Here is a 12,469-nt window from a genome sequence, read left to right on the forward strand (position 1 = left end):
CGCCCTCACGGGCCCCGTAATCGCCCGCAGGGGCTCGTACAGCGCGATTCCGGTGTCTGCCGCTATTTCCCCAGCGGGGATAGGTAAAAACCTCTCAGCGGGCGTTTAAACCCCCGTAGCGTCGATTTCCTGTTTTGATTGAGCTTGTTAGCCCGATTGCAACCGGCGGCGAGCGCGGGCGCGGGCGTCAGTTGCCGGTGCCGGTGCCGCGCTTGCTGAGCAGTTCGTAGGCCTTCTGCACCTCGTGGAAGCGGGCGGCGGCGGCCGGGTCGTTGGGGTTGTGGTCCGGGTGGTTCTGCTTGGCGAGCTTGCGGTAGGCGGACTTGATCTGCGCCTCGGTCGCGCCCGCATCCAGCCCCAGCGTTGCCAGCGCCTCGCGCTCGGGCGACAGGCTGGTGGAGGAGAAGGGGTTGGCCTGGCGGTAGCCCCGGCTGGCGCGCTCCTCCTCGGCGGCGCGGGCGGCGGCCTCCTCCGGGCTCATGCCCGCGAAGTAGTTCCAGTTCCGGTTGTATTCCGCCGCGTGCGCCTGGCAGAACCACCACTTCTCGTTGCTGTGGGGCGATTTGGGCGCGGGGCAGTCACCGGGCTGGCCGCAGCCTTCGCGGTCGCACAGGCGGACCGTCTGCGGCTCGCTTTCCTGGCCGTAGGCGCGCCAGCGCGGAAAGCCCCAGTCCAAGTTGCGCCGCGCGCGCGCCATTCCCGCTGCTCCCTTGTGCCATGCGTGACGAATGAACGCCCCACATACGGTCGCCTGCCGGGGCAAATCAAGACGCCGATCCGCGACATTTTGAGTGTTCGGGAGCCGGGGCCGCCAGAACGGGCTGTCCCCGCACGCAAAACGGGCCGGGATTGCTCCCGGCCCGCATGTCTTGCCCGCGTGGGACGAACGGCTCAGGCGGCCTTCGGGGCAGCCTTGCGGACGCTCTCGTCCACGTGCGCCTCGAACTGGGCGAAGTTCTCGATGAACTGCTTCACCAGCTTGCGGGCGGTGGCGTCGTAGGCGTCCTTGTCGGCCCAGGTGCCGCGCGGATCCAGCAGCGCCGAGTCGACGCCCGGAACCGACACCGGAACCTCGAAGCCGAAGTTCGGGTCGATGCGGAATTCGACGTTGTTCAGCGAGCCGTCCAGCGCCGCGTTCAGCAGGGCGCGGGTGGCCTTGATCGGCATGCGGCTGCCGACGCCGTAGGCGCCGCCGGTCCAGCCGGTGTTAACCAGCCAGCAGGTCACGCCGCCCTTGTTGATGCGCTCCTTCAGCAGGTTGCCGTAGACGCTCGGGTGACGCGGCATGAACGGCGCGCCGAAGCAGGTGGAGAAGGTGGCCTGCGGCTCCTTCACGCCGATTTCGGTGCCGGCGACGCGGGCGGTGTAGCCCGACAGGAAGTGGTACATCGCCTGCTCCGGCGTCAGGCGCGCGATCGGCGGCAGCACGCCGTAGGCGTCGGCCGTCAGCATGATGATGTTCTTCGGAACCGGGCCCAGGTTGTCCTTCGACGCATTCGGGATGAAGTCGATCGGATAGGCGCCGCGGCTGTTCTCGGCCAGCGAGGCGTCGTCCAGGTCAAGCTCGCGGGTGGCCTCGTCGATCACCACGTTCTCGAGCACGGTGCCGAAGCGGCGGGTGGTGGCGTAGATCTCCGGCTCGGCCTCGGGCGAGAGGCGAATCATCTTGGCGTAGCAGCCGCCCTCGAAGTTGAACACGGCGGTGTCGGACCAGCCGTGCTCGTCGTCACCGATGAGGGTGCGCGAGGCGTCGGCGGACAGGGTGGTCTTGCCGGTGCCCGACAGGCCGAAGAACACGGCGGTGTCGCCGTTGGGGCCGATGTTGGCCGAGCAGTGCATCGGCATCACGCCCTGCTCCGGCAGCAGGTAGTTGAGGATCGAGAACACCGACTTCTTCATCTCGCCCGCATAGGCGGTGCCGCCGATGAGCACGATCTTCTTGGTGAAGTTGACCGCGATCACGGTCTCGGAGCGGCAGCCGTGGCGGGCCGGATCAGCCCGGAAGGTCGGCAGGTCGATGATGGTGAACTCCGGCGTGAAGTTCGGAAGCTCCGAGGCCTCCGGGCGAACCAGGAGCGTGCGGATGAACAGCGAGTGCCAGGCGTACTCGTTGATGACGCGCACGTTGATGCGGTACTCCGGCTGCGAGCCGCCATAGAGATCCTGCACGAACAGCTCCTTGCCCTTCAGGTGGGCGAGGAAGTCCTGATGCAGCACCTCGAACTGTTCCGGCGTCATCGGCTGGTTGGTCTTGCCCCACCAGATGGTGTTCTCGGTGTTGGCGTCCCGCACCGTGAACTTGTCGCTGGCGGAACGGCCGGTGTGCTTGCCGGTCTTCACCACGAGCGGGCCATGCTTGGCCAGCAGCCCTTCGTTGCGGCGAACCGCTTCCTCGACCAGCTGCGGCGTGCCGAGATTCCAGTACTCGGCCGGAGCGCCCGTGATTCCGAGTTTGTCCAGACCAAAAGACGATGGGGTGCCGATGCGACTCACAGGTTCCTCCGTAGCTCGAGGGAGTTGTTGATTTTTATGGCCTTGTGACGGCCGCGGGTCCGCAAATCAAGGGTTTTGAGGTGTCATCCGCAGAATTTCGACAGCATTTGCGACGTGAAATATCAATAAATTGAAACATTTGGTCGCGACTGGGTCCATTTGCCACATTGGTGCGGTGCCCCCCCCCTTCGGGGAGGGAGGCCCGCCCCCGCGCACCCGCCGCCCTCAGGACAGTTTCTCGGGCCGGATGCGGGGCGCGTGCTCGGCGGCGGTGCCGGGGGAGCCCCAGTCCCGCAGCCGGTGCTCGCCGTCCGCGCGGCGGTCGGCGGCCGTTTTGCCCCGGTCCTTGTGGGCGGCGGCGGGGGCGGTCTCCGGCTCCCCGTCGAACAGCGCCCGGATGTTCTGCGGCAGGGAGGCCTTGATCTTGGCGATCATCGGCGCGGGCAGACGCCGCCGCAACATGCGGAACACGGCGATGGTCGAGGCGCGGGGGTTGGCCGGGCCGATGGGGCCGAACCGCTCGGCGACGATCGCGAGAAACGCCTCCTGCGAGCGCAGCGGCAGCGGCGCGCCCGCCGGGCGGAAGCCGTCGTAGTAGATGCCGCGCACGAGCAGGGGCAGCTCGGCCCCCAGATGCACCGCCTGCGCCACCGGCAGCCGGTCGCGCAGGGTTGTGAGGACAGCGCGCAGCGCGTGGTAGCAGCGCTGCCGGTCCGGCCCGATCACCTCGCCGATATCCTTCAGCCAGATGTGGGTGGTTTGCAGGGTCTTGTCGAAAACATCCAGTCCGGTGGTGCTCATGGGCGGTCTCCGGGGGCGAGGGACGAGCGCCCCGGCGCCCCGGCGGGCGGAGCGCCGGCTGAGGGTTGGCGGCCCGGTGGTCAGCGCTCGGGCGGTCAGCGATCCGGCTCGGACGGCTCGGAGATGTCCTCCAGCGCCTGCTCGGCCACGTCGTCGCTCTTGGTGGCGACGTCGCCGAGCGAGACGATGCCCACGAGGTTATGGTCCCGGTCCACCACCGGCAGGCGGCGGATCTGGGTGTCACCCATCTTGCGGATGACCGCCTCCACGTCCTCGTCCTCGAAGCACCAGCGCACGTTGGTGGACATGGCGTCTTCCACCCGGGCCTGTTCCGGGTTCTTGCCGAGGGCGGTGATGCGGATGGTCAGGTCGCGGTCGGTGACCATGCCGACGATGCGCCTTCCATCGCAGACGGGCAGGACGCCCACGTTCAGCTCGTCCATCACCTGGGCGGCGCGGCGGGCGCTGTCGGTGGGCGAGACCACGGTCACGTCCCGGGTCATGATGTCGGCCAGTTTCATGGGATGTCTCCTTGGGGCTCGGGGGAAGTCGGACTCAGCGGATTCAGATTCAACGGCTGGCGGGCGCACGGTTCCGCCGAGCACGGTGGGCGGTGAGGCGGCGGCCAGCGCCGCAATGACCTCGGCATCGCTGGTCTGGTCGAAGCGCTCGTAGGCGAGCCCCACCGCCTGGAACGGCTCGGGCGAGCCGAGGCAGACGATGTCGTCCGCCTCCGGCACCAGCGCGTCGAGCACCTCGCGCGGGGCAACCGGCACCGCCAGCACCACCTTGCGCGCCCCCTCCTGACGCAGCGCGCGCAGCACGACCCGCACGGTGGCGCCGGTGGCGATGCCGTCATCCACCAGAATGATGGTGCGGCCCGCCACCTCCAGCGGCGGGCGGCCCTCGCGGTAAAGGGCGCGCCGCCGCTCAAGCTCGGCGATTTCCGCGCCGGTGACGCCGGCGATGTACTCGGGCGTCGGCTTCAGCAGCTGCACCACGTCCTCGTTGAGCAGGGTCTGGGGCGGCTCGCCGTCCACCACCGCGCCGAGCGCCAGTTCGGGCGCGCCGGGGGCTCCCAGCTTGCGGACCAGCACCACGTCCAGCTCCGCGCCGAGAATGTTGGCGACCTCCAGCCCCACCGGCACGCCGCCGCGCGGCAGGGCGAGCACCAGCGGGCGCTCCCGCCGGTAGTGCAGCAGGCCGTAGCCGAGCCGGTGGCCCGCTTCCTGACGGTCCTTGAACAAGGGTGTCCGCGAAAACAGGGGCATGGTGTCTCTCTCCCTCACACGCCGAACGGATAGGTGTCGGGCAGGCCGTGGGGCCGGCCCGCCGGCAGGGGCGCGACGGCGCGGGTTTCCTCGAACCAGACAAAGGCGTCGAACTGGTCGGCCAGAACGGCGTCGTAGTAGTGGCTGGCCCGCTCGCTCTCCGGCCGGTAGATCACGCCGATGGCGCGGCCGAGGCGCGGCATCGCCAGCAGCGCTGCCAGCGCCGCCCCGGCGTCGGCGCCGCGTCGCCAGTCGGTGAGCGCGCAGGGCCGCTTCGCCTCGCGGAACGCTGCCTCGTAGCTGTCCGGCCGCGCGGGGCGCACGTCCATGATCTGCATCGGCGCGCCCCAGTCGCTCGCCGCCGCCACCGTGCCCCGGTCGGTGCCGAAGCCGATGAGCGCGCAGGCGTCCCCGAAGGCGGTGCGGCACAGCTCGCCGATGTTGAACTCGCCCTGCCAGCCCATGGCGGTGGCGGAGGCGTTGCCGATGTGGCTGTTGTGCGCCCACACGACCGCCTTCGCTTCCGGCCCGCGCGCGTCGAGCAGGCGGCGGAGCGTGTCGAACATGTGGCGGTCACGCAGGTTCCAGCTCTCCGCGCCGCCCAGGTACATGAGGCGGTAATACTGCTCCGCCGCGCGGACGATGCGCGCGTTCTGCGCCGCGTCGAAAAACGCCTCGCCGTTGGCGCTGAAGGAGCGGAGCCGCTCGGTCAGCAGCGCCTGAAGCTGCGCCACCACCTCGTCCTCGCACGAGGGCTTGCGGCCGGAGAGGACGGCCCGGCCATAGCGCTCCGGCGCGTCCTGCCAGGGATGCAGGCAGCCATAACGGCGGCGCGCCTCGGCGGCGGCGGGCGGATCGTGGGCGTCGAGATAGTGCAGCACCGCGTCGATGGAGGCGGAGAGGCTGTAGACATCCAGCCCGCGAAATTCGACGCGGGCCGCCTCCGGCAGGTCCGCATTGTGCCGGCGCAGCCAGCGGATGAAAGCGTCCACCTCCGCATTGCGCCACATCCAGGCGGGGAAGCGGTCGAAGGCGTGGCGCATCACCGGGGCGCGGGCGCAGTGGCGCACGAAATCATCGATGCGGGCGGCGTCCGGCCAGTCCGCCTCCACCGCGACGATGGAAAAGCCGTGGTGCTCGATCAGGTGCCGGGTGATCGCCGCGCGGGCGCGATAGAATTCGGACGTGCCGTGCGTCGCCTCGCCCAGCGCGACGACGCGGCAGTCCGCGAAGCGGGCGAACGGCGCGCCGAAGTCCGGGTCGGCCAGCGCCGGCAGCGGCTCGGCCGCGCGCGACAGCGCCTCGGCCAGTTCGGCCAGCCGGGCTTGTGTCGGCGAGTGAGCGGCTGTGACCATGGGAGCCGGGTGTTCCTTTTTCACATGCTCTTTTTTCGCGTGTTCCCGCGCCTGTTTTTCTCAGCGTCCCGCACCCCGTCCCGGTTCCGAGTCCCGGCCCCGAGTCCCGGTTTTGGCCGCCTGTCCGCACGGCCGAGAGCCGGGCGTTGCGGGACACTGGAGAACAGGGTCGTGGCGCGGGCGGTCCGGCAGCGGGCAGGGCGTATCGATAAGCGTTTGCGGGGGCGGGATTTTTCGCAGCCGGACAAGGCGGGGCCGCGGGCGCTCACCGGGCGGCAGCAGTTTTTAATAATTCTAATTTCATCTGCTTGCTCGGCCCCCGTAGAGGGTGTCTTATGGGAGAAACAACCGGGGCACAGCAGGACAAGCAACAGGGGAAAAGGAGGGACCCATGTCTCCCAATATCCTGAATGCGCCGATGCTGGGCGAAACGGAAAACGGCATGTCCGAAAACGGCATGTCCAGCGGCAGCTGCCCGGACGAGACGGCGCGCGAAACCGCTCTCACCTCCCCGGAGACATCTGTGCCGGAGACCGCCGCGGAGGATGATCTGGAAGACCGGGCGCACAATCCCTGGCGGAACCGGGAGGACGACGCCAGCAAGTGGCTTGGCCTTCTGCTGGCGGCGATTGGCGCGGGCGCGATCGGCTACCTCATCACCGGGGCGTGAGCCGCGCCCCGTCGGCAACCATCGCGCCGGCGCTTCGTTCCCGGAGCTGGGGCCCGGAGCTGGGGCCCGATCCAGGGGGAAAGGAGTGCGCGCCATGACATCCACGCCGCGTGGCAGAGGGCCGGAGAACACCCGGCAAGGCGGCCGGCAGATGGGCCAGTTCCAGCCCCCGCAGGACCAGCCCCCGCAGGACCGGGTGCCGCAGGATCGCATCGACCCGGTGCAGCGCCGGGGCAGCACGGTCTCCCAGTTGAAGCACGATATCGACAGCGGCCGCACCGGCGACAAGGTCAACTATCCCGACCATGCCGCCGCGCCGCTGGGGACCGACGACGAGGCGGGCGGCGTCTCGCACTCGCCCGAGGAAATTCACGAGGTGCGCCGGGCTGAAAATACCGGCCCGCTCGACGCGCCCGGCACGGACTCGCGCGGCAACCCGGGCGGGGAGGCGACGCGGGATGCGGGCCGCGCCTCCGCCCGCTGGATGGTGCTGGTGGTGGCCTGTGTCGCGGCGGCTATTCTGGTCTATCTGGCGCTGAGCCAGTAGGGCGGCGCCAGAAGGGCGGCGGATGATCCGCGTTATCCGCGCACGCGCGTGCCCCCGTGCACCACGGCGGCGCAGGGGTTGAACCCGGCGTGATAGCTGAGGTCCGCCGGGCTCGTGATGTCCCACATCACCAGGTCTGCCCGGTATCCGGGCGCGAGCACGCCGTGGCTTCCACTCAGCCCCAGCGCCCGCGCGGCGTTGCGGGTGACGCCCGCCAGCGCTTCCTCCGGCGTCAGGCGGAACAGCACGCACGCCATGTTCATTGCCATGAGCAGGGAGGTGAGGGGGGAGGTGCCGGGGTTGCAGTCCGTTGCGATCGCGATCGGCACGCCTGCGTCCCGCAGCGCCGCGACCGGCGGCAGTTTTTCCTCCCGCAGGAAATAGAAGGCGCCCGGCAGCAGCACCGCGACCGTGCCGCTCCGCGCCATGGCGGCGATGCCGCGCGGCGACACATGTTCCAGATGATCCGCCGACAGCGCGCCGAACTCCGCCGCCAGGCTGGCCCCGTCCATGTCGCTGATCTGCTCGGCATGGAGCTTGACCGGCAGGCCGAGATCTTTCGCGGCCTCGAAGACCCGGCGGGTTTCCTCCGCCGTGAAGGCGATGCGCTCGCAAAAGGCATCGACCGCATCGACAAGACCTTCGGCGGCAAGCACCGGCAGCATGTCCTCGCAGACAAGGCGCACATAACCGGCGCGGTCGTCGCGGAATTCGGGCGGCAGGGCATGGGCGCCGAGGAAGGTGGTCTTGACCGTTACCGGCAAATGCGCGCCGATCAGCCGCGCCGCGCGCAGCATCTTGCGCTCGGACTCCAGATCGAGCCCGTAGCCGGATTTGATTTCAAGCGTGGTGACGCCCTCGGCCAGCAGCGCTTCCACGCGCGGCAGGCTCTGCGCCACCAGCTCCTCGACGCTCGCGGCGCGGGTGGCGTTGACCGTGGAGAGAATGCCGCCGCCCCGGCGCGCGATCTCCTCGTAGGAGGCGCCTTGCAGCCGCTGCTCGAACTCCCGGGCCCGGTTGCCGCCGTGCACGATGTGGGTGTGGCAGTCGATCAGACCGGGCGTGACCCAGCGGCCCGCGCCATCGACGATTTTCCGGGCAAGCCAGTTCCTGCGGCTGGCCTCCAGCGTCGCCATCGGCCCGATCCAGGCAATGCGCCGGCCGCTGATCGCCAGCGCGGCGTTCTCGATCGCGCCATAGGGCGCGCCCGTCTCCGCCATGGTGGCGAGATGAACGTTGATCAGAAGCCGCTCCCAGCGGGTGCCGGGGGACGGCGCGCTGCCGTGAAATGCCGTGTCGCTCATGCCGTGCCGTGCTGCTCGCGCCTTGCCTGCCGTCCGTCAAGCGGCTACCCATTGTCTATACAGGTATAATAGTGTCTGAGTGATCCATGGCAACCATTCGTCTGGAACGGGTGTTGACGCCCGAAGGCTGGCGCGACGATGTGGCCCTCACCATTGATTCCGTCGGCATGATTACGGCCATCCGGCAAGCGGACAACACCAGTCCCTGCGACGTGGTGGTGCGGGGCGCGGCCATCCCCGGCCTGTGCAATGCCCACAGCCACGCGTTCCAGCGGGCCATGGCCGGGCAGGCGGAATGGCGCGGCGCGGGGGAGGACAGCTTCTGGACCTGGCGCGAGCGCATGTATGATCTGGCGCTGCGCATCACCCCGGAGGATCTGCACGCCATCGCCAGCCGGCTTTACGTGGAAATGCTGAAGGCGGGCTACACGCAGGTGTGCGAGTTCCATTACGTGCACCATGCCGAGACCGGCGCGCCCTATGCCGTGCCGACCACGCTCTCCGAAGCGATTTTTGCCGCGGCGGCGGAGACGGGCATCGGCCTCACCCACCTGCCGACGCTCTACCAGACCGGCGATTTCGGCGGTGTGCCGGCGGGCGAGCGCCAGCGCCGGTTCCTGAACACGACGGACGGCTTTCTGCGGCTGGTGGAGCAGCTTGACGCGCTGGCGCAGCGTCTGGCCCACACGCGGGTGGGCGTTGCCTTCCACAGCCTGCGCGCCGTGCCGCCCGAGGCGCTGCGCGAGACGCTGGCGGTGCTGGCGACCCGGCCCGGGCGGCCGCTGCATATCCACATCGCCGAACAGCAGCGGGAGGTGGAGGCGTGCCGCGCCGCCACGGGGCAGCGGCCGGTTGAATGGCTGCTCGCCAACGCGCCCGTGGGGGAGGGGTGGAGCCTCGTTCACGCCACGCACATGAGCGACAGCGAAACGGCGGCGCTGGCGAAAACCGGCGCGGTCGCCGTACTCTGCCCGACAACCGAGGCCAACCTGGGCGACGGCCTTTTCCCGCTGGCGCCTTACCTGGCGGCGGGCGGGCGCATCGCCATCGGCAGCGACAGCCACATCAGCGTCTCCGCCAGCGAAGAGCTGCGCTGGCTGGACTATGGCCAGCGCCTCATCCTGCAAAAGCGCAACGTCTCCGCCACCCCGCAGGAGCCGCACACCGGCGCGCGGCTGTGGCGGCTGGCGGCGGAAGGCGGGGCGCAGGCGGCGGGCGTCGCCATGGGGCGCATCGCCGTCGGTTGCCGCGCCGACCTTCTGGTGCTGGACCTGGACGCGCCCACGCTCACCTGCCTTACGGGCGACACGCTGGTTGATGCCCTCGTTTTCGCGGGGCAACCCAACCCCATCCGCCACGTCATGGTCGCCGGGCAGTGGCGCGTGCGCGACGGCTGGCATCCGAATGACGCGGCCAGCGCCGTTCGCTATCGCCAGACCCTGCGGCGGCTGCTATCCGCTTGAAAGGAAAGCCTGAGTTGCGTAACGGAAACCGGGAGATGCCCCGCCCATGCTGCCGCGATACCAGAAGGTCAAAGATCATATCCTGAGCCACATCGGCTCGGGCGCGTGGCCCTCGGGCCACCGGGTACCGTCGGAGAACGAGCTGGTGAAGCAGCTCTCCGTCTCGCGCATGACCGTCAACCGCGCCATGCGCGAGCTGACCAACGAGGGGTTGCTGGTGCGGGTGGCGGGCGTCGGCACCTTCGTGGCGGACCGCACCGCCCACGCCCACCCGCTCGAGGTGCACAACATCGCCAACGAAATCCGGGGGCGCGGCCACGAACACGCCGTGCAGGTGCTGAAACTGGAAGCGGTGGAGCCGAAGGGCGACGTGGCCGCCAGCTTCCAGTTGCGGCCGGGCGCCAAGGTCTTCCACTCCCTCATGGTCCACTGCGAAAACGGCCTGCCGGTGCAGCTGGAGGACCGCTACGTGAACCCGGCGATCGCGCCCGATTACCTCAGCGTCGATTTCACCCGGACGACGGCGCACCAGTATCTCATCGAAGTCGCGCCACTTCAGGAGGTGGAGCACATCCTGCGCGCCGTCATGCCCACCGCGCAAATCCGCAGGCTGCTCAAGATGCCCGAGGGCGAGCCCTGCCTGCTGCTCCAGCGCCGCACCTGGTCCGGCGGCGTGGTCGCCACCAACTCGCGGTTCTACTACCCCGGCTCGCGCTACGAATTCTCCAGCCGCTTCAAACCATAGCAGCGTTGCGGGCGTGAATGCGGGAGGGCCACATCCCTTCCGGGGGAAAAACATCCAGACCATGGCCTCCCGGCCGCTTGCCAGCTTCGCGAAGGCGGGTTAGCTTTCGCGCAAGCTGTCTATACAAGTATGGAGCAGGCTATGCATCACCGGCTCATGTCCAACGCCCGTCCCGTTCGCGCGCCGCGCGGCACGGAGCTCTCCGCCCGGTCGTGGCTCACCGAGGCGCCGCTGCGGATGCTGATGAACAACCTCGACCCGGAGGTGGCCGAGAACCCGGACGAACTGGTGGTCTATGGCGGCATCGGCCGGGCGGCGCGGAACTGGGAGTGTTTCGACCGCATCGTCGAGACGCTGCGCCGGCTGGGGGATGACGAGACGCTGCTGGTGCAGTCCGGCAAGCCGGTGGGCGTGTTCCGCACCCATGCGGATGCGCCGCGCGTGCTCATCGCCAACTCCAATCTGGTGCCGCACTGGGCGACGTGGGAGCACTTCCACGAACTCGATCGCAAGGGCCTGATGATGTACGGCCAGATGACGGCGGGCTCGTGGATCTACATCGGCAGCCAGGGCATCGTGCAGGGCACCTACGAGACCTTCGTCGAGATGGGCCGCCAGCACTATGGCGGTAACCTGGCGGGCAGGTGGATCCTGACGGCGGGCCTTGGCGGCATGGGCGGCGCGCAGCCGCTGGCGGCGACCATGGCGGGCGCCAGCATGATCGCGGTTGAGTGCCAGTGGAGCCGCATCGAGAAGCGCCTGCAAACGCGCTACCTCGACGTGGCGGTGCGCTCGCTGGATGAAGCGCTGGACGTTCTGGCCAGGGCGCAGGCGGAGGGCCGGGCCATTTCCATCGGCCTTCTCGGCAACGCGGCGGAGGTGCTGCCGGAAATGGTGCGCCGGGGCATCCGCCCGGATGCGGTGACGGACCAGACCTCGGCACACGATCCGGTCAACGGCTACCTGCCGGCGGGCTGGACGGTGGAGCAGTGGCAGGAGGCGCGCGAGCGCGACCCGCAGGCGGTGCGGGTGGCGGCGATCCGGTCCATCGGCGTGCATGTGGAGGCGATGCTGGCGTTCCAGAAGATGGGCGTGCCGGTGTTCGACTACGGCAACAACATCCGCCAGATGGCGCTGGAAGCGGGCGTCGGGAACGCCTTCGATTTTCCGGGCTTCGTGCCCGCCTACATCCGCCCGCTGTTCTGCCGGGGCGTGGGGCCGTTCCGCTGGGCGGCGCTGTCGGGCGACCCGGAGGACATCGCGAAAACCGACGCCAAGGTGAAGGAGCTGATTCCCGATGATCCGCACCTCCACCGCTGGCTGGACATGGCGGGCGAGCGCATTGCCTATCAGGGCCTGCCCGCGCGCATCTGCTGGGTGGGGCTGGGGCAGCGCCACCGGCTGGGGCTCACCTTCAACGAAATGGTGGCGAAAGGCGAATTGAAGGCGCCGGTCGTCATCGGGCGGGACCATCTGGACTCCGGCTCCGTCGCCAGCCCCAACCGCGAGACCGAGGCGATGCAGGACGGCTCCGACGCCGTCTCCGACTGGCCGCTGCTCAACGCGCTGCTCAACACCGCGAGCGGGGCGACGTGGGTGTCGCTGCATCATGGCGGCGGCGTCGGCATGGGCTTCTCGCAGCACGCGGGCATGGTGATCGTGTGCGACGGCACGCCCGAGGCGGCGCGGCGGCTGGAGCGCGTGCTGTGGAACGATCCCGCCACGGGCGTGATGCGCCATGCGGACGCGGGCTACAGCGAGGCCATCGCCTGCGCCCGCGAACACGGCCTCAATCTCCCGATGCTGAAAGACTGACGTGC

Annotated in this window: 11 protein-coding genes; 5 read left to right on the forward strand and 6 right to left on the reverse strand. The window is 69.3% G+C overall.

Features of this window, described 5'->3' with window-relative positions:
- Positions 1–187: 187 nt before the first annotated feature.
- The 5 genes from ACSJJU_RS11180 to ACSJJU_RS11200 form a co-directional block, all read right to left on the reverse strand.
- On the reverse strand, positions 188–697 hold the full coding sequence (locus ACSJJU_RS11180; protein WP_435915548.1) for a J domain-containing protein: 510 nt from the start codon (positions 695–697) through the stop codon (positions 188–190).
- A gap of 194 nt (positions 698–891) precedes the next feature.
- Positions 892–2,484: a phosphoenolpyruvate carboxykinase gene (locus ACSJJU_RS11185; protein WP_435915899.1), complete on the reverse strand. Its 1,593-nt coding sequence runs from the start codon at positions 2,482–2,484 to the stop codon at positions 892–894.
- A 234-nt stretch (positions 2,485–2,718) separates the two neighbouring features.
- Positions 2,719–3,294: a DUF2267 domain-containing protein gene (locus ACSJJU_RS11190; protein ID WP_435915549.1), complete on the reverse strand. Its 576-nt coding sequence runs from the start codon at positions 3,292–3,294 to the stop codon at positions 2,719–2,721.
- 95 nt (positions 3,295–3,389) lie between these two features.
- On the reverse strand, positions 3,390–4,565 hold the full coding sequence (locus ACSJJU_RS11195; RefSeq protein ID WP_435915550.1) for a CBS domain-containing protein: 1,176 nt from the start codon (positions 4,563–4,565) through the stop codon (positions 3,390–3,392).
- Between the two features lie 14 nt (positions 4,566–4,579).
- On the reverse strand, positions 4,580–5,920 hold the full coding sequence (locus ACSJJU_RS11200; RefSeq protein WP_435915552.1) for an erythromycin esterase family protein: 1,341 nt from the start codon (positions 5,918–5,920) through the stop codon (positions 4,580–4,582).
- Between the two features lie 391 nt (positions 5,921–6,311).
- Here ACSJJU_RS11200 and ACSJJU_RS11205 point away from each other — a divergent pair, with 391 nt between their 5' ends.
- The gene (locus ACSJJU_RS11205; RefSeq protein ID WP_435915553.1) at positions 6,312–6,590 is read left to right on the forward strand and encodes a hypothetical protein; all 279 of its coding nucleotides are present in this window, start codon (positions 6,312–6,314) and stop codon (positions 6,588–6,590) included.
- Between the two features lie 94 nt (positions 6,591–6,684).
- Positions 6,685–7,137, forward strand: a complete 453-nt coding sequence (locus ACSJJU_RS11210) for a hypothetical protein (RefSeq protein WP_435915555.1) — start codon at positions 6,685–6,687, stop codon at positions 7,135–7,137.
- A 32-nt stretch (positions 7,138–7,169) separates the two neighbouring features.
- Here ACSJJU_RS11210 and hutI read toward each other — a convergent pair whose 3' ends face one another.
- Positions 7,170–8,441, reverse strand: a complete 1,272-nt coding sequence (hutI, locus tag ACSJJU_RS11215) for an imidazolonepropionase (RefSeq protein ID WP_435915556.1) — start codon at positions 8,439–8,441, stop codon at positions 7,170–7,172.
- Positions 8,442–8,527: 86 nt separating this feature from the next.
- Here hutI and ACSJJU_RS11220 point away from each other — a divergent pair, with 86 nt between their 5' ends.
- The 3 genes from ACSJJU_RS11220 (at position 8,528) to hutU (ending at position 12,464) form a co-directional block, all read left to right on the forward strand.
- Positions 8,528–9,904 (forward strand): formimidoylglutamate deiminase, encoded by a 1,377-nt coding sequence (locus tag ACSJJU_RS11220; RefSeq protein ID WP_435915557.1) that lies wholly within the window; start codon positions 8,528–8,530, stop codon positions 9,902–9,904.
- 46 nt (positions 9,905–9,950) lie between these two features.
- Entirely contained in the window at positions 9,951–10,649 is a 699-nt protein-coding gene (gene hutC, locus ACSJJU_RS11225; RefSeq protein WP_435915558.1) for a histidine utilization repressor, read from the forward strand.
- A gap of 141 nt (positions 10,650–10,790) precedes the next feature.
- Positions 10,791–12,464 (forward strand): urocanate hydratase, encoded by a 1,674-nt coding sequence (hutU, locus tag ACSJJU_RS11230; RefSeq protein WP_435915559.1) that lies wholly within the window; start codon positions 10,791–10,793, stop codon positions 12,462–12,464.
- Positions 12,465–12,469: the final 5 nt, after the last annotated feature.

It is taken from the genome of Pedomonas sp. V897, assembly GCF_051304405.1.
Lineage (GTDB): Bacteria > Pseudomonadota > Alphaproteobacteria > Sphingomonadales > Sphingomonadaceae > Pedomonas.

What these genes read in the sequence shown, in the direction of transcription:
- hutC (WP_435915558.1), top strand. Translation starts at nt 9,951, where the DNA reads ATGCTGCCGCGATACCAGAAGGTCAAAGATCATATCCTGAGCCACATC.
- hutI (WP_435915556.1), bottom strand. Translation starts at nt 8,441, where the DNA reads ATGAGCGACACGGCATTTCACGGCAGCGCGCCGTCCCCCGGCACCCGC.
- ACSJJU_RS11210 (WP_435915555.1), top strand. Translation starts at nt 6,685, where the DNA reads ATGACATCCACGCCGCGTGGCAGAGGGCCGGAGAACACCCGGCAAGGC.
- ACSJJU_RS11180 (WP_435915548.1), bottom strand. Translation starts at nt 697, where the DNA reads ATGGCGCGCGCGCGGCGCAACTTGGACTGGGGCTTTCCGCGCTGGCGC.
- ACSJJU_RS11205 (WP_435915553.1), top strand. Translation starts at nt 6,312, where the DNA reads ATGTCTCCCAATATCCTGAATGCGCCGATGCTGGGCGAAACGGAAAAC.
- ACSJJU_RS11220 (WP_435915557.1), top strand. Translation starts at nt 8,528, where the DNA reads ATGGCAACCATTCGTCTGGAACGGGTGTTGACGCCCGAAGGCTGGCGC.
- ACSJJU_RS11200 (WP_435915552.1), bottom strand. Translation starts at nt 5,920, where the DNA reads ATGGTCACAGCCGCTCACTCGCCGACACAAGCCCGGCTGGCCGAACTG.
- hutU (WP_435915559.1), top strand. Translation starts at nt 10,791, where the DNA reads ATGCATCACCGGCTCATGTCCAACGCCCGTCCCGTTCGCGCGCCGCGC.
- ACSJJU_RS11190 (WP_435915549.1), bottom strand. Translation starts at nt 3,294, where the DNA reads ATGAGCACCACCGGACTGGATGTTTTCGACAAGACCCTGCAAACCACC.
- ACSJJU_RS11195 (WP_435915550.1), bottom strand. Translation starts at nt 4,565, where the DNA reads ATGCCCCTGTTTTCGCGGACACCCTTGTTCAAGGACCGTCAGGAAGCG.